This window comes from Streptomyces palmae (genome assembly GCF_004684805.1).
Taxonomy (GTDB): Bacteria; Actinomycetota; Actinomycetes; order Streptomycetales; family Streptomycetaceae; genus Streptomyces; species Streptomyces palmae.
The window spans coordinates 1-20,928 of record NZ_SRID01000084.1; the positions used below are offsets into that span (position 1 = coordinate 1).

The 20,928-nt window shown below is 71.2% G+C and carries 23 protein-coding genes; 6 read left to right on the forward strand and 17 right to left on the reverse strand.

The annotated features are described in order from the left end of the window. Positions 1-584, reverse strand: a 584-nt coding sequence (locus tag E4099_RS11875; protein WP_135338972.1) for a type III effector protein, incomplete at its 3' end; no start/stop codon positions are given. A gap of 125 nt (positions 585-709) precedes the next feature. Between E4099_RS11875 and E4099_RS11880 the strand changes: the two genes are divergently transcribed. From E4099_RS11880 to E4099_RS11890, 3 genes are all read left to right on the forward strand, one after another. Continuing rightward, positions 710-1,141, forward strand: a complete 432-nt coding sequence (locus tag E4099_RS11880) for an Hsp20/alpha crystallin family protein (protein ID WP_135338973.1) — start codon at positions 710-712, stop codon at positions 1,139-1,141. A gap of 145 nt (positions 1,142-1,286) precedes the next feature. Then, positions 1,287-1,682 carry a DUF2267 domain-containing protein gene (locus tag E4099_RS11885; RefSeq protein WP_135338974.1) on the forward strand — a complete coding sequence of 132 codons (396 nt, stop codon included), beginning with the start codon at positions 1,287-1,289 and terminating at the stop codon, positions 1,680-1,682. Positions 1,683-1,747: 65 nt separating this feature from the next. Continuing rightward, complete coding sequence (locus tag E4099_RS11890; protein ID WP_135338975.1) at positions 1,748-2,179, forward strand: DUF2267 domain-containing protein; 432 nt, start codon at positions 1,748-1,750, stop codon at positions 2,177-2,179. Between the two features lie 222 nt (positions 2,180-2,401). Here the strand turns inward: E4099_RS11890 and E4099_RS11900 are convergent, their stop codons facing one another. The 9 genes from E4099_RS11900 to E4099_RS11940 all read right to left on the reverse strand — a co-directional run bounded on the left by E4099_RS11900 (position 2,402) and on the right by E4099_RS11940 (position 12,247). Then, complete coding sequence (locus tag E4099_RS11900) at positions 2,402-2,920, reverse strand: DUF402 domain-containing protein (RefSeq protein ID WP_135338976.1); 519 nt, start codon at positions 2,918-2,920, stop codon at positions 2,402-2,404. Between the two features lie 345 nt (positions 2,921-3,265). Continuing rightward, on the reverse strand, positions 3,266-3,595 hold the full coding sequence (locus tag E4099_RS11905) for a putative quinol monooxygenase (RefSeq protein WP_135338977.1): 330 nt from the start codon (positions 3,593-3,595) through the stop codon (positions 3,266-3,268). Positions 3,596-3,803: 208 nt separating this feature from the next. Further along, positions 3,804-6,002: a peptidase domain-containing ABC transporter gene (locus E4099_RS11910; protein ID WP_135338978.1), complete on the reverse strand. Its 2,199-nt coding sequence runs from the start codon at positions 6,000-6,002 to the stop codon at positions 3,804-3,806. After that, the gene (locus E4099_RS11915; RefSeq protein WP_135338979.1) at positions 6,002-9,226 is read right to left on the reverse strand and encodes a type 2 lanthipeptide synthetase LanM family protein; all 3,225 of its coding nucleotides are present in this window, start codon (positions 9,224-9,226) and stop codon (positions 6,002-6,004) included. Before E4099_RS11915 ends, E4099_RS11910 begins: the two co-directional genes overlap by 1 nt. Positions 9,227-9,302: 76 nt before the next feature. Continuing rightward, a complete protein-coding gene (locus E4099_RS11920; protein ID WP_135338980.1) occupies positions 9,303-9,530 on the reverse strand; it encodes a mersacidin/lichenicidin family type 2 lantibiotic in 228 nt (75 codons plus the stop codon). A gap of 24 nt (positions 9,531-9,554) precedes the next feature. Beyond that, positions 9,555-9,773 carry a mersacidin/lichenicidin family type 2 lantibiotic gene (locus E4099_RS11925; protein ID WP_135338981.1) on the reverse strand — a complete coding sequence of 73 codons (219 nt, stop codon included), beginning with the start codon at positions 9,771-9,773 and terminating at the stop codon, positions 9,555-9,557. A 41-nt stretch (positions 9,774-9,814) separates the two neighbouring features. Then, entirely contained in the window at positions 9,815-10,027 is a 213-nt protein-coding gene (locus E4099_RS11930; RefSeq protein WP_135338982.1) for a mersacidin/lichenicidin family type 2 lantibiotic, read from the reverse strand. A 575-nt stretch (positions 10,028-10,602) separates the two neighbouring features. Next, a complete protein-coding gene (locus E4099_RS11935; protein ID WP_209446596.1) occupies positions 10,603-11,691 on the reverse strand; it encodes a winged helix-turn-helix domain-containing protein in 1,089 nt (362 codons plus the stop codon). 178 nt (positions 11,692-11,869) lie between these two features. Next, positions 11,870-12,247 (reverse strand): ATP-binding protein, encoded by a 378-nt coding sequence (locus tag E4099_RS11940; protein WP_167828351.1) that lies wholly within the window; start codon positions 12,245-12,247, stop codon positions 11,870-11,872. 265 nt (positions 12,248-12,512) lie between these two features. Between E4099_RS11940 and E4099_RS11945 the strand changes: the two genes are divergently transcribed. Together E4099_RS11945 and E4099_RS11950 are read left to right on the forward strand one after the other, a co-directional pair. After that, positions 12,513-13,367: a helix-turn-helix domain-containing protein gene (locus E4099_RS11945; RefSeq protein ID WP_135338984.1), complete on the forward strand. Its 855-nt coding sequence runs from the start codon at positions 12,513-12,515 to the stop codon at positions 13,365-13,367. Between the two features lie 10 nt (positions 13,368-13,377). Continuing rightward, positions 13,378-13,581: a DUF397 domain-containing protein gene (locus E4099_RS11950; RefSeq protein WP_135338985.1), complete on the forward strand. Its 204-nt coding sequence runs from the start codon at positions 13,378-13,380 to the stop codon at positions 13,579-13,581. 361 nt (positions 13,582-13,942) lie between these two features. Here E4099_RS11950 and E4099_RS11955 read toward each other — a convergent pair whose 3' ends face one another. The 3 genes from E4099_RS11955 to E4099_RS11965 form a co-directional block, all read right to left on the reverse strand. Further along, positions 13,943-14,422 carry a macro domain-containing protein gene (locus E4099_RS11955; protein ID WP_135338986.1) on the reverse strand — a complete coding sequence of 160 codons (480 nt, stop codon included), beginning with the start codon at positions 14,420-14,422 and terminating at the stop codon, positions 13,943-13,945. A 136-nt stretch (positions 14,423-14,558) separates the two neighbouring features. Further along, positions 14,559-15,464 carry an aminoglycoside phosphotransferase family protein gene (locus E4099_RS11960; protein WP_135338987.1) on the reverse strand — a complete coding sequence of 302 codons (906 nt, stop codon included), beginning with the start codon at positions 15,462-15,464 and terminating at the stop codon, positions 14,559-14,561. Positions 15,465-15,736: 272 nt separating this feature from the next. Next, positions 15,737-16,435, reverse strand: coding sequence for a transglycosylase SLT domain-containing protein (locus E4099_RS11965; RefSeq protein WP_135338988.1), 699 nt, complete (start codon positions 16,433-16,435; stop codon positions 15,737-15,739). Between the two features lie 571 nt (positions 16,436-17,006). Here E4099_RS11965 and E4099_RS11970 point away from each other — a divergent pair. Beyond that, positions 17,007-17,423: a nuclear transport factor 2 family protein gene (locus tag E4099_RS11970; protein ID WP_135338989.1), complete on the forward strand. Its 417-nt coding sequence runs from the start codon at positions 17,007-17,009 to the stop codon at positions 17,421-17,423. Positions 17,424-17,459: 36 nt separating this feature from the next. On the opposite strand, the gene E4099_RS11975 is transcribed toward E4099_RS11970, so the two are convergent. The 4 genes from E4099_RS11975 to E4099_RS11990 all read right to left on the reverse strand — a co-directional run. After that, the gene (locus E4099_RS11975) at positions 17,460-18,386 is read right to left on the reverse strand and encodes a DUF3152 domain-containing protein (RefSeq protein WP_135338990.1); all 927 of its coding nucleotides are present in this window, start codon (positions 18,384-18,386) and stop codon (positions 17,460-17,462) included. After that, positions 18,376-19,233 (reverse strand): hypothetical protein, encoded by an 858-nt coding sequence (locus tag E4099_RS11980; RefSeq protein ID WP_135338991.1) that lies wholly within the window; start codon positions 19,231-19,233, stop codon positions 18,376-18,378. The genes E4099_RS11975 and E4099_RS11980 overlap by 11 nt, the downstream gene beginning before the upstream one ends. A 10-nt stretch (positions 19,234-19,243) precedes the next feature. Next, positions 19,244-19,753 carry a SigE family RNA polymerase sigma factor gene (locus E4099_RS11985; RefSeq protein ID WP_135338992.1) on the reverse strand — a complete coding sequence of 170 codons (510 nt, stop codon included), beginning with the start codon at positions 19,751-19,753 and terminating at the stop codon, positions 19,244-19,246. A 400-nt stretch (positions 19,754-20,153) separates the two neighbouring features. Beyond that, on the reverse strand, positions 20,154-20,928 hold a 775-nt coding region (locus E4099_RS11990), incomplete at its 5' end, for an HAD-IC family P-type ATPase (RefSeq protein WP_135338993.1).

Sequence of the window (20,928 nt, forward strand, 5' to 3'; positions counted from 1 at the left end):
GGGTGGAGGAGGGCGGCGGGGTCGTCGTGGGCCAGGGCCTCGTGGAGGCGGCCCACCGGGAGGCGGGCGGCGGCCGGGAGGTCGGTGAGAGCGGTGATCTGGCCGGCGATGCGGCGCAGGTCGGCCGCGTTCCGGCGGGCCCAGGTGGCGGTGGTGCGCTCGGCGGCGCGGCGCTCGCGGGTGGCCTGGACGCGCTGCTCGCCGGTGCTGCCGGCGGGGCCGGGCCGGTTGCGCAGGTAGCGGCGTTCGGCGGCCTGCCGGCTGGCCACGCCCAGCGGGTGGGCGAGGTCGGCCCAGCTGGCCCCGGCGTCGCGGGCCGTCTCGATCAGGCCGGTCTCCCATCCGGCGAGCCGCTCGCGCACCTGCCGCAGCAGCAGCAGGGAGGCCAGGGCCTGCTCCGGGCCGGGGTCGGGGACCCCGGACGCGCCGGGGCCCTCATGCGCGGCGGCGGCGTGCAGGGCCTCGTCGATGGCCCGCAGGGCCGCCGCGGCGGCGAGGAAGGAGGCGGGGGTCTGTGAGGGCGTGAGGGACGCCGGGCTCTGGGCGTCGGGGCCGGGTGAGGCCGGCTGGTCGGCCGGGGTCATGGGCATCTCCCTCAGTTGTCATCCTTAGGACGACGCCACGTTTGTCATCCATTGGATGACATGCTACAACGGATTCAGTGAGGCGCATTGGCACACCGCACAAACCCTCCTGGAGGTGATCTCCGATGTTGATGCGCACCGACCCCTTCCGTGAGCTCGACCGGCTGACCCAGCAGCTGCTGACCCCGGGCACCTGGTCGCGGCCGTCCGCGATGCCCATGGACGCCTACCGCGAGGGCGACGAGTACGTGGTGGCCTTCGACATCCCCGGCGTCCGCCCGGACGCGATCGACATCGACGTCGAACGGCACATGCTCACCGTCAAGGCCGAGCGCCGGCCCGTGGCCAAGTCCGACGACGTGCAGATGGAGCTGTCGGAACGGCCGCTGGGCGCCTTCTCCCGCCAGATCCAGCTGGCCGACACGCTGGACACCGAGCACATCCAGGCCGACTACGAGGCCGGCGTGCTCACCCTGCGCATCCCGATCGCCGAGCGCGCCAAGCCGCGCAAGATCACCGTCGGCCTCGGATCGGACCGCAAGGAGATCTCCGGCTGAGCCGGAAGCGACAGGGCTGAACAGCGGCGGAGGACGGGCACCTGCCTCCCCCTCGCCCGTCCTCCCCCCTCCCCGACCGAGGAACCGAGGAACCGAGGAACCGAGGAACCGAGAAACCGAGGACGACGAAAGGGGGCCTGCCGACATGGCCATGCGACGGGAAGCGTTCCTCGACCACGTGAGGGACCGCGGCGAGTACGACACCCCGCGGGAAGCCGAACGCGCGGCCCGCGTGGTGCTCGCCCTGCTGGGCGCGCACCTGGTCGGCGAGGTACGGGCCCGGCTCGCGGCGCGGCTGCCGGAGGACTTCGCCCTGATCCTCCTCAACCCGCTGCAGAGCGCCGAGCCGCTGTCCCCGGAGCGATTCGTACGGGCGACCGCGGCCTGGATCGAGGGGGCCACCGAGCAGACCGCGGCCTGGGACGTCAGCGCCGTCCTCAGCACCGTCGCCGACGCCGCCGGCGACGACCTGCTCAGGGAGGTCCTGCTCCAGCTCCCCGCGGGCTACGACCTGCTCTTCGGCCACCCCGAGCCCGCCTGACCCCGCGCCCCCGGTGACCGCACCCAGCCACCACCACCCCTGATGGCAGAAAGGCAACCACCGCAGTGATCCCCGACCAGAGCGCACCGCCCCAGCACGGGATGGCGTACGAGCGGATGCTGGAGAAGGTGCGCTACGACGGCGCCTATCCCACCCGCGAGAGGGCCGAGGAATCCGTCCGCCTGGTCCTGGCCGGGCTGGGCCGCCAGTTGACCGGCGACGAACGCGTCGAACTGGCCGCCCGGCTGCCCTTCGAGGCCGCCCGTATCCTCGCCGCCCAGATCCCCGACCCCCAGCCACTGACCGGCTGGGCCTTCGTCAAGGACCTGGCCGCCCGCACCGGCGCCTCCCTGGCCACCACCCGCTGGGACACCGGATCCGTCTTCTCCGCCGTCGCCGCCTGCGCCGGCCGCGATCTGACGGCCCGCATCCTGCGGCAGCTCCCCTCCGGCTACGCGCTGCTGTTCGGGCAGGCCGAACTCACCCCGGCGGCGTAGGCCCCTCCCGGGGCGGGCTCGGGCTCGGGCCCCGGCGGGCCGCTTCGTGCCGCCGGGGCCTAGGCCCTGTCCGGCCGATCATTGCTGGGCTCGCGTGCCCTGGCACGCACATCTGCGGCGTTGTCGTCAGTCGCCAATGCTCCGCAGTGGCTCCCTCCTCCGCCTTGCATCTGCACGCACCAGACCCCGCTCCCTGATCCAGCATGATCGACCGGACAGGACCTAGCCGACCAGGTCGAGCCAGTGGCGGTAGACCGAGGCGAAGGGCTCGGCGCCCGCCCCGTCGCGACGGCCCGCCTCCTTCAGCCAGGCGCAGGTCCGCCGGGCTTCGTCGGTGAGGCCGTCCGGGTAGCCGAAGCTCACCCGGTGCTCGGCGAAGTCGTCCTCGTCCTTGACGTATGCCTCGCCCCCGCGGGGCCGTACGACATCGAGGTCGAGGTCGACCATGCGCACGGCGGTGCCGTCCTCGTCCCACTCGGGCACCGTGCACACGTCGCAGTACATCTCGGGGCCCGGATCCACGCAGAAGGTGGCCGTCCACCACGCACCGCGCGGGACCACCATCACGTGCGCGCACCGGTTGGACCAGTCGCCCTGGTCGGACCGGACGCGAACCCCCTCCGCCGTGCCCAGCCAGACCCCGTGCTCGTCCTCGCCGAGCCGGACGGCGGTCCACCGCGCGCTCAGAGCGCCGTCGTACTTCCGCACCTCGACCGTCACCGGGTCGCCTGCCGCCGCCATGCCCAAAGGCTAGTCCCGCGGTGCCGTTCCCCGCTGCCCGGCGGGCCCGACAGCCCCGGGCCATGTGGTCGGCCCCGGGGCTGTCGGGCACCCCCCCGTGCTGTGCGCCACCAGTTTCGGGCGGCGGCTCAGGAAACGTCGACTTGTTTCGGGCTGAGCCGAAGCGACCCGTGTGGCGTGGGCGGTTGGGCATGCCGCCCGAGGCCGGGCGGGACCACCGAGTCCGGCGGAGGACCCCGGTGCGCGATGCCCGGATCCTCCGCCGTCCGAGGGCGGCCGCTGTACCGAGGATCCTGGTCAGCGGCCGACAGCGGCGCCCGCGGGACCCTCGGCGGGCTCCGGCGCTCAGCTCTCGCGCGGCGACAGCTCCCCCATCGGGCCCCAGTCCTCGGCCGGGATCTCGGCGTTGATGATCTGCGGGGTGGCGGAGATCAGCTCCGGCATCCAGGCCATGGCGGTCTGGAAGTGCTCGGAGTTGACGTGCGCCTCGCCCGCCTGGCCGTCCTTGAACGCCTCGATGAGGACGAAGGTGTTCGGGTCCTCCACGCTCCGGGACCACTCGAAGAAGACGTTGCCGGGCTCCTGGCGGGTGGCGCGGGTGAACTCCTCCACTCGCGCCAGCCAGTCCTCGCTGTACTCGGGGCGGACGGGGAACTTGACGTTGATCAGGATCACGGTGCTGCTCCGGTTCGGTCGGGCGGGCGCCCCCGGCACCCGGAAGGCGACCCGCGTGTGTGTGATGTGCCACCCGAATTACATCAATCCGACCGATATCGGTGGCATGGGGGCCCAGGACCGAAGCCCGAACGAGGCCGGGCACCCACGTCCTCGTCCTTGAGCCCCGCGGGGCGCGTCCGGTGGCGGCCGGGCGCGCCGCCCGCCGTCATGCTCGGTCGAGGCTCGCCGGCGCCGGATCCTCCTGGCTCCGCACCAGCTCCGCGTACGCGCCGTCGGCCGCGATGAGCTCCTCATGGGTCCCCTGCTCGACCACCCTGCCCTGGTCGACCACGACGATCCGGTCGGCCGAACGCACGGTGCTGAGCCGGTGCGCGATCACGATGCGGGTGCAGCGGAGTTCTCGGAGGTTCCGCTGGATGGCCTCCTCGGTGAGGGTGTCGAGGTGGCTGGTCGCCTCGTCCATCAGCAGCACGCTCGGCCGCCCGACGAGGGCGCGGGCCAGCCCGAGCCGCTGGCGCTGACCGCCGGACATGCCGCTGCCCCGCTCCCCGAGTGCCGTGAGGTACCCCAGCGGCATGCGCTCGATGTCGGCGTGCAGGCAGGCGGTGGTGGCGGCCTCGACCACGTCGTCGACGCCCACGCCCGGCCGGTTGATCCTGATGTTGTCGAGGATGCTGCCGCTGAACACCGAGCTGTCCTGGACGACCACCCCGAAGCGGGAGCGCACCGACTCCACGTCGAACCGGTCGATGGGCACGCCGTCGAGGAGCACCCGCCCCTCCACCGGCTGGTAGAGCCCCAGCATCAGCCGCGCCAGGGTGCTCTTGCCCGACCCGGACCTGCCCACGACCGCCACCATGCTGCCGGCGGGGATGTGCAGGTCGATGGCGTCGACGGCGAGCGGCGCGTCCGGCTGGTACCGGTAGCGCACCGACTCCAGCCGGATGTCGCCGTGGATCGCCGGGGCCTTGGGCCGCGGCCCCGGCTGCTCCGGGGACTCGGCGAGCACATCGCGCAGGCGCCGTACGTGCACGCCCGCTCCCTGGAGGGCGTGGTACGTCCGGGAGAGCGTGCCGATGGGGCCGAGCGCCATACCCGCCAGGGTGTTGGCGCCGACCAGGGTGCCCAGCGACATGGACCCGTCCATCACCAGCCAGGCGCCCGTCCAGAGCAGCACCAGCGGGGCACCCAGTCTGGTCAGGTCCATGACGCCGTCCATCGCGTTGCCCACGGTGCCCTTGCGCAGCGTCGAGGCCAACTGCCGCTCGTACAGCTCCTGCCAGCGGTCCAGGGCCATCCGCTCGGCGCCCGCCGCCTTCAGGGTCTCGATGCCGGAGAGCGACTCCACGAGCTGCGCCTGCGCCAAGGTCATGGCGCTGATCTCCTGGCGGCTGGTGTCCCGCACCCGCGGGGTGAAGGCGAGCGCGATGACGATCTGGCACGCGGCCGCGCCCAGCACCACCAGGGCCATGGCCGGGGCCAGCCGCCACAGGACGACGACGTAGAGCAGGCCCATGCCGCCGTCGAGGACCAGGGAGAGGGTGTGCGAGGTGAGGACCTCGCGCACCAGCATGCCGCTGGAGACGCGGGTGAGGATGTCACCGCTGTTCCGGAGCTGGAAGTAGGGGTACGGCAGCCGGAACAGATGGCGCAGGAACGAGGTCATCAGGGCGTGGTCGATCCGGTTGCGCATGTGCAGCAGCAGCTGGTTCCGCACGAAGCCGATCAGCGCCTGACCCGCGACCAGGGCGGCGATGCCCAGCCCGAGCGTGTACATCACCTGGGTGGAGCCGCTCGCGACCACCTCGTCCAGGACGTACTTGGTGATCAGCGCGGGGAGCAGGCCCAGGGCGGCGAGCAGCGCGGAGACACCGAGGACGCCGGCGATGAGCGAGGGACGCCGGGGGGCGTACCGGGCGAGGAAGCCCAGGACCTCCCCGCGCGGTCTGGCCTTCGCCCGGAACCCGGGGCCCGGCGCGAGGACCAGCACCACCCCGCTGAAGGAGCCGTCGAACTCGGCGCGGGAGATCGTCCTCCGGCCTTCGGACGGATCCACGATGGTGGCCTGGTGCTCGTCGATCTCCTCCAGCACCACGTAGTGGTTGAGGTTCCAGTGCAGCAGCGCCGGGAGCGTGAGCTTCGCCAGCGCCCACGGCTCCGCCCGGTACGCCTCGACCGTCAGGCCGTACTCCTCGGCGGTGGCGGCGAGGGCGGCGGCGTTGGCCCCGTCGCGGCCGATGCCGAGGCGGTCGCGGACCTCCGGCACGGTCACATGGTGGCCGTGGGCGCACAGGAGCATGGCGAGGCAGGCGGCCCCGCACTCGGCGATGCTGTCCTGGAGCAGTACGGGAACCCGGGTGCGAGCTCCGCCGGGACGGAGCCGCTCCCACCGGCTGTCACCCATCAGGCGTCCGCCTCCCGCGCCGGCGGGTCCAGCAGCAGCACCGAGGGGACCTGGTCCGGAAAGGCCAGCCGCAGCAGGTTGTAGCCGATGCCGGCCCGGCCGTACATCAGCCCCGGGAGGGACTCGGGGCTGAGCTGGCCGGTGAGCCAGCCGTCCTCGCCGAGCGCGAGCAGGGCCGAGACTCCCCGCTGGACGCGGTCGACGCCGGCCGCGTCCCCGCGGTGCCGGGCGGCCAGGTGGAGGAACTCCAGGTTGCCCAGGTCGCCGTGGCACATGCCGTTGTTGCCCAAGGAGTGGAGCGAGGTCCCGTCCGCGCCGAAGTGGGCCGCTCGCGTGGTGCGCTCGGCGGTGCGCAGGTCCTCCTCGGCCAGCGTCCGGAGCGGTGACACGGTCCGGTCGGCCTGGTCGAGGGTCCGCAGGATGCCCAGCCGGCTCATCCCCACCCCGGGGGCGCCGTGGCACCAGGCCAGGCCGCAGCCGTTGCCGCCGCCCATGTTCTCGTACCGCAGGTCGGGCCAGTTGCCCTGCCTGGCGTCGAGGGTGGAGCGCTCGTACCGCAGGGCCTCTTCGACGACCCGCGGGTACTCCGGCCGTGGCCGTACGGCGTGCAGCCGGGCGAGCGCGTAGGCGATGCCGGAGGCGCCGTGGGACATTCCGGTGAGGGGCGCGGGGCCGAGGTTGGTCTGCCACGCCGTGCCCTGGCCGGTGCGCTCGGCGGCGAGCAGCAGGTGTTCCGCGGCCCGTTCGGCGGTGCGGATCGCGGCGGAGTCCGGACGTACGGCGTGCAGCGCCAGCGCGGCGAGGATCGCGCCCGCGCCGCCCATGATGACGTCGTACTTGGTGTCGTGCGCGATGTGCTGGTCGAGGGTGGCCAGGGTGCGCTCGGCGGCGTCGACGAGGTCGGCCCGCCGATGCAGCACACCGGCGTGGGTGAGGTAGTAGACCATGCTGCCGGTCACCCCGAAGGCGCCGGCGTCCGCCTGTTCCCTGAGGGCCTCGCCGAGCAGCGGCGCGGGCGTCTCGGCTATCCGGTCGGCGGCGGCGAGCGCCTGCGTCCGCAGGGATTCCGCGGTCAGCTCCGCGTACTCGCGCAGCCGTGGATCGTCGCTGAGCCGTGCCGCGACGGAGAGGAACAGCCCCATTCCGGGCATGCCGGAGTACAGGTCCATCGTGGTGGGGCCGACCTGCCAGATCGCCTCGTCGATGAAGTTGAGCCCGATCCAGCCCAGTCGGTCGCCCTGCCGGACGGCGGTGTCGCAGAGGCTGTGGCCCAGCCGGACCGCCGCGGACAGCGAATCCTCCGGGGCGGAGGGCCGGTCCGGCAGGGCCAGGCCGATGAGGCCGGCGTGCGGGGCCGAGGCGGGCTCCAGGGAGTCGAACGCCCGCCGGATCAGCATGGTCTGGGTGGCGAGGTCGTTCTCGTCCAGCCGGGCCAGCCGCCTGCGCGCGGCCTCAATGGGCGCCTCGTCCAGCACGTCGGGGATCGTGACGCCCTCGCTGTCCACCAGGTCACGGGAGCCGGGCAACGAGGAGAAGAAGGGGATGTCGCCCCTGCGCAGGTCCCGCATCTCCGAGGGCACCAGCCTCTCCCACGGCTGGGTGCCGTCGGCGGTGACGGCCAGGCGGGCGAGGAACCGGTCGCGGTCCAGGGCGTCGCGCAGGAAGTCGGGGTGCCTGCTGTCCTCCAGGAGGCACGTGTAGTACGCCGTGGCGCGAGCGATGTGCCGCATCCCGACGTTGGCGAACCGGTCGAGCAGGGCCGACCAGCCGCTCTTGTCCGCCGCGATCGCGCGGTGGGTCCAGGCGAAGCCCGCCTCGACCTCGGAGGCGTACTTCCGGGGATCGGCCACCCCGCCGTCCAGTTGGGCCCGGCTGGTGGTGTCACCGGGCATCTCCACGTGCTGCTCGACGAACCGCATCTCGTCGGTGCCGGTGTTCTGCGGGACGGGGACGGGGATCAGGGTCTTCTGGGCCCCCTCCACCCCTACCGGGCTGGTTTCGAGGGCGTGGGCGACTCCCTCGTTCCGGACGACGAGCTTGGACGGCAGCAGGCCGACCCGGAGCACGCCGTCCACCATGAGGTCGTCGGCCGGTGTGGACCAGAGCTGCCCGGTCGTCGGCAGGGCGCCGTGGAACAGCGCCTCCATGTCGATCATCACGGGGTAGGCGCCGTGGGCGATGAGGTTCTCGTGGTGGACGTCCACGCCGCACAGGGCGTAGTTCAGGGCGAGCAGCGCGCCGGTGCGCCAGAAGAACGCCCGCAGTTCGGCCTCCGACCGGCAGGGCCGGTGGTCCACAAATCCGGACCAGCCGTAGTCCTCGCCCGTCAGGGTCCGCGGGGCGATGAGATCGCACTCGGGGTTCTGCCGGTGGAACCAGCCCAGCACCTCTTCCCAGGCGATGTCGGAGGCGAGGGAGCGGGGTTTGTAGACGAGTTTCTCGCGGGTGAAGCTCACGACGGCGACGCTGCGACCGCGGCGGTGGGTGTCACCGGCGCCGAACTGTACGTCGACGAGGTCGCCGAGCCCCCCGTCGCACCAGGTGTCGAGCTGGTCGAGGTCGGCCAGCAGCCGCTCGGCGAACTCGGTGCGGGAGTCGAGCCAGCCGGTGAGGATGTCGCCGATGTGCCGCAGCAGGACGGGGTATTCGGCCCACAGCTCCCGTTGCAGGGACTCCTCGCCCAGCAGCCGGATGTAGTCCGCGTACCGGTCCTCGGGGGTGTCCCCGCGCAGACGCCCCTCGACCCGGGCCACGTTGAGCTCCAGCACCATGGTCCGCACGAGGGCCTTGATGACCTCTTCCTGCGGCCAGGCCGCAGTGAGGGCGTCGGCGAGGCCGGCGAGCCGTGACCCCGCGGTGAGTTCGGAAAGCCGCTGGTGGAGTTCGTGCTGGCTGCCTCGGACGAGTGCCGCGGCGGGGCGGAGCAGCGAGACATCGACCTCCTCGGCCAGCCAGGACGGTGCCCCGTCCGCCTCGCCCGCCTCGGCGCGCCGTTGCAGGTCCCGTACCCAGGACGGCACGGGTGCCGACCTGTCCCCCGGCCCCAGACGCGCCCAGAGGTCGTCGAAGGTGAGCCCCAGTGCCCCGGCCACGGTGGCGACGGCTTCTTCCGAGCCGAAGGCGTCGATCCACCGCTTCTTCTCGACTGCCCCGTCGGTGGCCGCGGAGGGAGACCTCTCGTGCAGAAAGGCCGCGTTGTGCCAGGGGAGGTTGCGAACAGACATGTCCTGCCTTTCCCATGCCGCTCCCCGCGCCGCCGGGCGGCGACGCGGGGAGAGCTGGTGTTTCCGAGAGGGTTGATCAGCAGATCGCCAGCGAGATGCTGCAGAAGATCGGGCTGGTCAGCGTGAACGTTCGGGGGGACTGGCAGCAGCCGAAGCTCAGCAGCGACTGGGTGCCGGCGCCGGCGACGCCGGCCAGCTCCGGGGCCTCCAGACGCACGAGGCCGGGAACACCGGACGGGTGCTGCGGGCTCGCGGGAAGGGTGCTCCGGTACTCCGGGTCCTTCCAGGCGCGGACGATGTCCATGTGTGGCTCCTTACTGGTATGTGGTCAGCAACAACCGAGACTCGAGATGCCCTTGGTGCCCGCGCACGCCGCGATGCTCACGGTTATCCCGAAGCACCACCACGTGGTTCCGCCGGCCACTGCCGACAATTGCGTGCGGGACATAGGGACGATTCCGGCAGGATGCGAAGGGAACGCTGTCCGATCGGCCGCGGACAAGGTGGCCCGGTAATCCGGGTCCTTCCAGACCTTCACCGAATCCATTGAGTTCTCTTTCTGCTTGTCGTGTAACGCGACGGCTCAGGTCAGGGGCAAATGGCCAGGCTGACGACGCACCAGACCGGGATGGTCAGAGTCGCGGTCCTGACCAGGCATATGGCGCCCGTACCGGCCCCCGCCACCGCTGCCAGCCCCGCCGAGTCGAGCTTGCCCAGCCCGGGGGTTCCCGAGGGGTGCCGCGGAGGGGCCGCCAGCGTCCCGCGGTAATCCGGGTCCTTCCAGGCTCTTACTGGATCCATTCAGGTTCCTCCATGGGAAATCGCTGTGATAAACGCACGGGAGTGTCCTGCTGCCGGCGATCCGGGCACGGTGGATGTGCGGCATTCGCGTGTTGTTGTGGAATGCAGAACGGAGCGTTCTCCGAATCTGCCGAATCGCTACCGGGCGTCGGGTCGAACACCGCGGCGCCTTTGGAGCGGCCGTGGTCGGCACCCCGGAACACGGTGTTCGACACGCTCGCGTACCGATCGGCGTACACCTTGTCGCCGCCGGCGAACCGCCGTCGCCCAGGAGCACGTCCGGGTCCTGGGCTCCTTCAGTCGCGTGGATGTGCGGGGAAGGTGTACGCGGTCCGACAGCCCCGGGCCATGTGGGTTGGCCCCGGGGCTGTCGGGCGCCCCCCCGTGCTTGCACCACCAGGTTCGGGCAGCGGGTCAGGGAGGGTCGACTCGTTTCGGGCTGCCCCGAAGTGACCCGTGCCGCCGGGACCCCTTGGGCGGCCGTGCGGATCCATGTCACGGCTGGACCGGACCGTCCCGGGGGCCGGGGCCAGGTCAGCCGGCCGGCGGCCGCGCGGGGGCGGCCGGCGGGTGTGTCAGCGAACTCCCGTCGAGGATCGCGCCGACCGGATCACCTGGGGCGACGCCTGGTGTGCGGAGGCGTCGCGGGCCGAGGTGCTCAGCAGGGCGACGCCGAGATGTGTCAGCGTATGGAAGGCGGCCTTCCGTTCCCGGGTGAGAGTGGTCAGCCCGGCGCCGCGCAGGGTGCTGGCGTGTTCGCTGGCACTGGCCAGGGATATGCCGGCCCGCCGTGATAGTTCCGTCGTCGTGCACGCGGGATGGTCGGCGATGGCGCACAGCACGGCCGCCCTGGTACGGCCGAGGAGTGCGGCCAGAGCGGGCGGCACCGGGGCATCGCCTCGGCGGTCGCCGGCCGGGGCGGCCCACAGGGCGGCGGCGTCGACCGGACTGTTCAGAGCCTGGTAGGTCATGACGACCGTGTCGTCCTCCGGGCTGGCGAACAGTTGGGGTACCGCCCCGCAGAACACCGACGGAGCCAGCACCAGCGGACTGCCCGACAGGTGGAAGTCGGCGCTCGGGTGGGTCAGCGGCCGATAGCCGGGGATCTCCAGCACCGGAGGGTTCCACACGGCCATCGGGCGCAGGCTGTTCAGCAGCGCCTCGACCCCGCCCTGCACCATGAGCTGCCCACGCCGTGCCACCTCGCCTTGCAGGTGCTGATCGATGCGGGGCCAGTAGGGGGCGACGGCGACGTTGTGGCAGTCCCGCAGAGCGTCGGCCAGCCAACGGACCGCCCTGGGTTCGGCATCCATCACCTCACTCAGCCAGGGCGCTGCCCGCTCCGGGATCGGCCGTATGGAGAACTCCGCGCGCAGCCGACGCCGCTCCACGCTGAGCAGCCGTTCCAAGCCCTCGTCCACGCAGTTCGCCGCGCCCACCATGGTGAACAGATCCACCAGGCCGTCCGGGGGGTTGAGGAACCGGGCCGCGTGCCTGCCTTCGGCGCTGATCCGCGGACCGGTGCGCGCACGCCACCCGCCGAAGAGCGCCGCACGGTCCCGCCCCTGCACCGTCCGCAGGCTCATCTGCGTCTCGGCGAGCGGCCCCAACACCATGACCCGCACCTGCGCCAGGTCATCGGCAGTGAAGTGAACCCGTAGCACGACATCCCCCTATACGGTCCCGCGCCCGCGGATGAGGCTTCCTGTCGCGCTCGTGTGGGGACAGTCCGAAACAAGTCATGTGCGGAGGCGCGCATCCACGAATCTGCGACGGAGGATACCCATGCGGGTTCGCCTGGCCGGCGTGGCTCCGGGATTCCGCACGCCATGAAGTCGGCGCTCATAGCGGGGACTTGGCGCCGGTGATGGCGTCCAGCCGGAACCAGACCGACTTGCGGCGCGGGGGCCGGCCCGCGTAGACGGTGGTGCCCCAGCGGGTGGCGTAGGTGTCCACCAGGCCCAGCCCGCGGCCGTGTTCGGCCTCGTCGCCCTGGCGGGCAGCCGCGGCGAGCGTGGTCGACGGGGCGTCGTCGTGGACGTGGACGACCAGGCGTTCGGGGGTCAGCAGGATCTCCACCGCGACGGTGGGGCTGGTGGTGTGCCGATGCACGTTGGCGACCAGCTCGGTCGCGCACAACTGCGCGGCCTCGACGGCGGTTTCGTGGGCCCCCTCGGCCACCAGCAGCTGCTTCAGGAACCGCCGGGTGAGCCCGGCCATCCCCGGACTGTTGGGCCCTTGCAGCCAGTAGGGGGTGTAGCGGAGTACGGGCGGCGGCAGGGCAGTTAAGACGGAAGCGAGCTTCATTCGATGTCTCCCAACGCGGGTGTGACGCACGACGAACCGCTGTTGGCCGCAGGGCGGCGCATCCACCACGCTAGGGGCAACTATGCCACGTGGCAAGTATGTTGGATTGGCTGGTGATGGAAGGTGGACCCGTGGCACGGTTACCCGGCACACTCGGAGAGACTGAGGGAAGGTACCTATGCCGCCACGGGACAACCCGACTGTTCGGCAGGCGCGCTTGGGCGTTGAACTGCGGAAACTGCGTGAGCGCGCCGGGAAGCCCGCCCGTGAAGCCGCCGGCCTGCTCTCCGTTGACCAGGCGAAGATCAGTCACATGGAGTCGGGCCGCATCGGTATCAGTGAGGAGCGCATTCGCAGGCTGGCCACTTTCTATTCGTGCGACGACCCTGCGCTGATCGAAGCGCTCTGTGCCATAGCGCGTGAGCACCGCGGCCAGCACTGGTTCGACAACTACCGCGGGATCCTTGCGCCAGGGTTTCTCAACATCGCCGAACTCGAGTACCACGCCACGGCTTTCCGGTCTCTGGAGAGCGTTACGGTCCCCGGCCTGTTCCAGACCGAGAATTACGCGCGAATCCTGTTCAGCAGCGTCACGCCGCAACTCTCCGAAGAAGAAATCGAGGCCCGCGTCGAACACCGGATGAAGCGAGCCCAGATCTTCGATCGCGAGGAGCCTCCGGAGTACAAGTCCATCATCCACGAGGCAGCCCTGCGGATGCGGTTCGGTGGGCGCAAGGTCGCTCGTGAGCAGCTGGAATACCTGATGGACGTGTCCCAGCGCTCGTCCGTGACGCTGCGTGTGATCCCCTTCACCCATGAAGGCTTCGTCGAGGTGACGCAACCCGTTCTCTATGCCGGCGGCGTGGTACCGCAACTGGATACGGTCCAGATTGACAGTGCGTTCGGTGGCCGATTCCTGGATTCCGAGGCTGACCTCAAGAGGTATCGAGCGCTGCTCGACGTCGCGGAGCGGGCCTCGCTCGCTCCCGTAGAGTCACGGCAACTTATCCATCACATCGCACGGGAACTGTGAGACATAAGGCATGAGTGCACCAGTTGAATGGCGGAAGTCGTCGTTTTCCGGAGGCGGGGGAGAGAACTGCGTAGAGGTTGCGCAGGGTCAAGACGGGTCCGTAGCGCTGCGTGAAAGTGACGAGCCTGGCACCGTGATCACGACCACCCGAGGAAAGCTCGCCGCGTTCATCCTCGGCGTCAAGGCAGGCGAGTTCGACCACTTCGTGAGCTGATCGGCCTGGCCGTGCCTTGCGGCGCCCCCACCTTCCCGAGGTGGGGGCGCTTGCATATGCCGGCAACTTTGTTTGCCCCGTTGCATACTTGCCGCCCTGTGCAGGGTGACGCTACGGTCACTATGTGTGCAGGTTCGGGCGCTCACCTCATGCCGGTGCCCGGACGTGTGCCTTCCCGCTGTGCGGGGAGAACCGTGGTCCCCTCCCCCCGTATCCCGTTGACGGGGGGAGGGGGTCGCTCGGCCGTGACGAGGGGGCACCATGAGTCGAACGTTGATCAGCCGACCTCCCACCCCCTGCTGCTGCCCCGAGACGCCGCGGAACCCGCCGCAATCCGGACCTGCCCGCTCCCCGCACCGTCTCACGAATAGTCATAGACGGTGACGGCGATGTCGCGGGCGCACAGGGTTCTGCTGATGATCGGTTCGATGCGGTCCCAGGTGCCGCCGGCGAGGCCGCAGCCGATGCGGGGCATGTGAACGGAGGCCCCGTTGGCAAGGGCGTGCTGAGCGACCGCGTCCAGGCAGCGTTCGACGGCTTCGTAGCGGATGGGCGGACCGCTGCTTCTTCCCGTCCTCATCCCGTGCTGCGCGACCATGTTCGCGACCCAGATGTCGGATCGGACGCGGACCATCTGCACTGCTCCGAGGGCGAAGTCGTTGCCGGCGCGCTCACGGTGCCAGCGGCGGTACTCGCGCTCCGGTTCGGGCCAGTGGCGCGAGATCGCCAGAACGAATCCCTTGCCCCATCCGCCGAGGTCATTGCAGATATGGGCGATGACCTTGGGCCCCTTCGCCTGAGGGTTGGTCGCGTCGCCCGCGACGATCGTCAAAGGTTTCACGGAGTCATGGTGGCCCGGTCCGCGATGAGGGGCCAACGCTTTCCCGCACGTTTCGTGGAGCGCCGGAGATGCGGACGCCCCGTCCCGGCACGCCCATGGCCGCCTGCCCGCCCGAACGCTCGCCGGCGGACTCCGCTCAACGCGCGGCGTCGGCGAGAATCGCCTGGAGCCGTCCCCGGCACTCGGCGACGAACGCCGGGTAGGTGTGCCAGTAGTAGGAGATGCCGCTGACGCCGACCGCGATCGCCCAGGCTCGGGCGCGGGCCCAGGTCAGGTCGTCCAGGTCCAGACTGTTCCGGTAGGCATGCCGTGCCTCGGGCGGCAGATCCCAGAGCGGGGCGTGCTCGGCGTCGGGAAAGCCGACCGAGAGGGCCCCGAAGTCGATGACCGCGCTCAGTCTGCCCTCCCGAACCAGGAGGTTGGTCGGCTTGAGGTCGCCGTGCAGCCACACATGGGGTCCGGAAGGCTCGGGCAGGGTGAGGGCGGCTCGCCACAGCCGTTCCAGGGCCTCGACGTCGAGTTCCGAACCCACCGTGGCGCGGCAGGCGTCGAACCGCGCGCCGATCCACTCGTCGCACGCCCGCAGGCTGCCCCCGCGATACCAGCTCAGGTCGCCCGCGCGGACCGCTCCCATCAGGTCGATGCCGTGGAACTCGCGCACCATCGCGGCCAGGTCGGTTCCGAAGGCGGCCCAGTCCCGGACGGTGTCGGGGCCGGGCTCGGCACCGTCGATCCAGCGGTAGACCGACCAGGCGAGCGGGAAGGCGTCGGTGGGCGCCCCGGCATGGACCGGCTCGGGGATGGGACACGTGAGGAGAGGCGCCAGGCGAGGAAGCCACTCCTGCTCCTTCCGCACGGCCGACGCCGTGTCGGCGGTGCGGGGAAGCCTCACGAGGAGATCGTCGCCGAGCCGGTACATCGTGTTGTCCGTCCCCGCGCCCGCGGGTGACAACGGCAGCTCGGCCCACTCCGGGCGCTGCCTCTTGAGCAGCGACCTGACAACCGTCTCGTCGACCGGGACCTCGTTCTGGTGAAGCGACACGGCGGAAGTCTCTCCGCTGGATGGCACGGGGGGCCAGTGACTTTTCGGGGACCGTCCTGCTCGCGGCAGCGGGGCGGATCGGGGCTCGCCCGATCGATCCCGATCGCGGTCAGTGGTCCGACGCTACTCGGCGTCGATGGCTGTGCGGCTGTGACGCGGACTGGACGCCTATGACGCCGCGGGGCGGCACCCAGGCCCCCCGGGGACCTGGTGGGGTCCCTGGGCGAGGGTGCCGCCCCGCGGCGTGTGTAGGGCTGTTGCCGGGCTGTGGATCAGTACGCCGAGTTGACGTTGTCCATGGAGCCGTAGCGGTCGGCGGCGTAGTTGCAGGCCGCGGTGATGTTGGCGACCGGGTCGTAGATGTTCCAGGAGGTGCCGTCCACGTGGTACGCCTTGAACGTGGGGTCGATCACCTGGAGCAGGCCCTTGGACGGGACGCCGTTGGTGGCGTTGACGTCCCAGTTGTTGATGGCCTGCGGGTTGCCGGTGGACTCGCGCATGATGTTGCGGTGCAGGCCCTCGTAGCTGCCCGGGATGCCCTTGGCCTTCATGATGTCCAGGGACTCGCGGATCCAGCCGTCCAGGTTGTTGCTGTAGCTCTTCTTGGCCGGGGTGGTGGCGGCGACGGGCTTGACGACCAGCTTGGTCCGCTCGGAGAGGTTGGCGGTGGTGCCCGCGGTCCGCGTCACGTCCTGCTTGGCGCCGGCGGCCGGCTTGGCGTCGGCCTTCTTGGTGGCGGTCACCGGGGACTGCTGGGTGAGGCTCGCCTGCTCGATCTTGCCGCCGGTGGCGGTGCTGCTGACCGCGGCGACCGGCTTGGCGTTGAGGGTGCCGTCCTGCGGGGCGGCGCTGGCGGTGCCGGGCACCAGCGAGATCGCCAGTGCGGCGGTGCCGGCCGCGGCGATGCCGGCGGCGGAAAGCTTGTGGGTCTTGGTCAGACGGCTAGTACCGGAGATGCTGCGAATGCGCATGGGCGGTTTAGTCCTCTTCCAATCGCTCGGAGTCGCAATGGCCGTGTGGCGCGGGGGGAGCGCCATTTCTCGGTCAACGGCGCCGTGCGACTTCAGCAATTGTTAGCGGTCGCAAAATCGCCTGGCAATGATGTGACGTACTACGCCACCTAGTGGGAGGGTGGGACTCAGCCCCCTTGTTTGGGGGGTTTTGTCCGTTATTTCAGGGGTCGATATCGCTACTAGGGTCGGCAGTAAGTGATCTGGGTCCTATGGGCGGGCTCACGTCGGGGGGCGTTTGCTCTCGCGCTCTGTGCTTGAGTGAACACGGAAATCGGGGTGTTTCGGGCGATTGGGGTGTCCTTCTGATGTGGGGCGAGGACTGCCCCGTAGGACTGCTTCGACCGACGGGATCAGGGGGCGGCTGGACAAGTCGGTGGCATGCCGAACGGCGGTGAGGGACGATCGCCAGGGCACGGCCCTCCCCTCGCCGCACGCACCGGCTCGTCGCGGCATCGAGCGGTGTGGTGCCGGGCTGACGACGGATCGTTGCTCGGCGTGCTCTTTCCGTGCCGGGCCGGAGAGGACGCGTGTGTCACTCGCTCTTGAAGATCGCTTGGCCATCACCGAACTGATCTCGCTCCATGGTCACCTCGTCGACGAGGGAAACCTGGACAGGTTCGAGGAGCTGTTCACCTCGGACGTTGTCTACGACCTCACCGAATTCGGCCAGGAGCCGCTGCTCGGGGTGGCGGCCATCCGAGAGGCGGCATGGGCGCTGGGAGCCGCCAACCCCGTCGCGCACCACGTCACCAATGTCGTCGTGACGGCATCGGAAGACGGCCGCGCACAGGTCCGATCCAAGGGCCTGGGGATCAGGGCCGACGGCTCCTGCGGTTCCGTCTCCTACGACGACACCGTCGTACGCACCGCCGACGGCTGGCGGATCAGCCATCGCAAGGTGTCGCCGCGCCGTACCCCTCTGGGCGGGATGACCGTGTCCGGCTGACCGGGCGTGTCCCCCTGTACGCCCGGGTCTGTGCTGTCACGGGACGGACGGGCCGCGTAGATACGTGCCCGCGGACGTGTACGGCCACGCGTTGGCGACGCACCCCTTCAGCCCGTCGATCTGCTGCATCATCGCGGGCGCACGGCGTCCGGGCCCCGGGCAGGTCTCATGGCCGTGGCCCAGCCAGTGGCCCACCTCGTGGTTGATGATCAGAGCCCGGTACTCGGCCAGCGGGCCGGCGAACTGCGGCGACCCCCGCATCCACCGCTTCAGGTTCACCACGACCGTGTCGCCGACGCGGCAGTTGACCTCGCCGTGGGTGTTCAGCCCGTACGCGCCGCAGAGCCGGTCGACGGTGGCCGGTGTCGCGATCCGAATCACCAGACCGGCCGGGCCCGAGTCGACCTGCTGGAACGCGTCCTGCCCCGTGCGGGTCCAGCCGCGCGAGTCGGCGAACACATCGGAGACCGCGGCTGCGGCGGGGCGCGTGGCCAGACCGGTGCCGCGCTCCACCTCGACGCGGTATCGGTGGACGGTGCCAGTGCCGTGGCTGCCGGTATGCGCCGGGGCAGCGGTGACGAACTCACCGGAGCCGTACTCGGGCAGGGCCCCGGACGTGTCCGCACGCTTTCCCGGCTCAGGCTTCTTCGCCCCCCTGCGCCCCTCCTCGGCGCGGGTATCGCGGTCATCGGCCGAGGCGGAGGGGCGAGGACCGCCGGGTGCCGAAGGTGAGCCGGGCCGGACGCCCGGCCTCGGGGAGGACGGCCCCGCCACCCGATCCGACGAGGCCCCCGCCTGCGCCGACGCCCCTTCACGGCCATCCCACGCCAGCGCCCCGCAGAGCAACAACGCACTCGGCACCAGCACGGCGCCCATCACCCGTATCCGGGTTCTCCGGCGGTGGGCCCGCCGGATCGCACCACGACCCCGCGCTCGGCGGCGGCCCCGCTCCTCACCCACCATGCGCGGACTCCTGCCTCGGCTCCATCGGGGACGCTTCGGCGTAGCGCACCAGGCGCAGGAAGCGTTCGTCCCGGGCCACCCGGAGCAGTTGGTCGGCAGTGACCGGCGCCGAGACCGCGGCGGAGTCATCGCCGTCGGCCGAAAGGACGACGGTGCTGTCCTTGAACACGAAGCTGACACTGACACCGACGACCTCCTTGCCGCCCTTGGAGATCCCGGTCGAGGTGATGGCGTGGGCCGTCATCCCGTCCATCAGGTTGACCCGCTCGCACTGGTACTTCGCCGCCGGGACGTCCTGGCAAGGCGGCTCCTGCGCCAGGCCACCGGTAGGGCGCACGGAGAAGACGACGGGGAAGACATGGTCCCCGGAACTGCCCTGGTACCGGCTGACAGCCAGGTCGACCGGGCGCACCGTGCCGAACGCCGCGGGCAACAGCTCGTTCAGCACGGCCGCCGCCTGCTGCTGGAACTCCTCCTGCCGCTTGCGCTCGGCCGCGGGCAGGTCGGCCATGGACGACTCACCCGGAGTGGGCTGGATGTGGACGGGCGCACGCCTCGGCCCGGCGTGCAGGGAGGTCGGTGCCGGGGCGCCGGTCGTGGGCCTGGCGGATACGGGGGACGCGGTGCCCCAGGACGGCAGCATCGCGCCGAACACCCCGAGCGCCACCACTCCCACCATCCCGCCGCCGATCGCCGCCCGCGCCCTGGCGCGGCGTGCACGGCCCACGGCCAGGGCGACCGGCACCAGGTCCGGCAGCGGAGGCGCCCCTTCGGCCGCCTCCGCCATAGCCTCCCTGACCAGCCGCTCCTCGCTCTCCTGCGGCGCGCTTTCCGGAAACATGTCCATGACGTACTCCTCAGGTGCGGGTGGCGTAGAGGCACGGGTCGCCCAGCCGCGTACGCAACGTGGCGAGGGAGCGTGAGCACTGGCTCTTGACGGTGGACTCGCTGCAGCGCAGCAACTCGGCGACCGTCCGCACGTCCAGGTCCTCCCAGTAGCGCAGAACGACCATCGCCCGGGCACGGGGTGGGAGTTCGGCGAGCGCGGTCAGAAGCGTCACCGTCAGCTCGGGGCCCACCGAGGGGGGTGGGGCGTCGACATGGCTGTGGGCCAGGAAATCGCGGAGCCGACGTCGGCGCTCGGCGAGATACGTCCGGGTGAGGACGGTGCGCGCATAGGCGGCGGGATTGTCGGCCTTGCCCGCCCGGTGCCAGTACTGGAAGAGCTTGGCCAGCGTCGTCTGGGTCAGGTCTCGGGCGCTCTCCGCATCACCGCACAGCAGATATGCGGTCCGATACAGACGCCGTTGGTACGCCCGGGCGAACTGCTCGAATCTCGTGGAGTCCCGACTGCCGTCTGCGGTCATCTGTCCCCCTCTCCGAGGTCTCGGTGGTCTATCACCCCTTTCCTGAGTGGTGGCGCGGCCGAAAGGTTGAAGACAAGTTCGGGATATTCACCGGCGCGGGCGCACGGCTTGAGCAGGAGCCGCACGTCAGCCCGTCCGGGAGGTGCGGCCTCGCGCGGTACGTGCGTGCCTGGGCGGTCCGCCGGACACATGCGAGGGCCGCACCTGGAGCCGTCCTTCACGGTGCGCACTCGGTTTTCCGGGTTCGGGCGCATGGGCGGTGGCGTGGTTCGGGCGAGTGCGAGCCGATCGCCTTCGCCGCTTCGTGTGAAGGCTGAGCCGATGGTTCTGGTGCGGCTTCGCGGGAAGCGCCAAGCCGCCCCCCTGTCGGCGGGGGGCGGCTTGGCGAGGCCGGGCCGGCCTATGAGGCGTCGGGGGTGTGGGCGCGGCGCCAGGCGGTGTCGGCCAGGAGGCGGAGGCCGTTGAGCCCGACGATGACGGTGGAGCCCTCGTGCCCGGCGACGCCCAGCGGCAGCGGCAGGGTCCCGGCGAGGTCCCAGACGACCAGGCCGGTGATGAAGGTGCCGGCGATGACCAGGTTCTGCACCACCAGGCGGCGGGCCCGGCGGGAGAGGGCGACCACGGTGGGGATGGTGGCGAGTTCGTCGCGGACCACGACGGCGTCGGCGGTCTCCAGGGCGAGGTCGGAGCCGGCGCGGCCCATGGCGATGCCGGTGTGGGCGACGGCCAGGGCGGGGGCGTCGTTGACGCCGTCCCCGACCACCAGCACCTTGCGTCCGGCCCGCTCCAGCTCGCTGACCGCCGTGACCTTGTCCTGGGGCAGCAGACCCGCGCGGACGTCGGTGATGCCGACCTCCGCGGCGAGCCGGCCGGCGGCGCGCGGGTTGTCGCCGGTGATCAGCACGGGTGCGTGTCCGGTCAGTGAGGACAGGGCGGTGACGGTGGCGGCGGCCTCCTCGCGCAGCCGGTCGGCGATGCCCAGTACGCCCACCGGGACGCCGTCGACCAGGACCAGCACCGCGGTGCGGCCCTCCTGCTCCAGCCGCGCGGCCAGGTCCGCGGCCAGAGCGGAGGCCGGGTCGGCGGTCAGCTCGGTGGCCGGGGCGGTGGAGGGGCTGGCGGCCGGGGAGGCGGAAGGGCCGGTGGCCGGGGTGGCGGCCGGGCGCCTGGAGGTG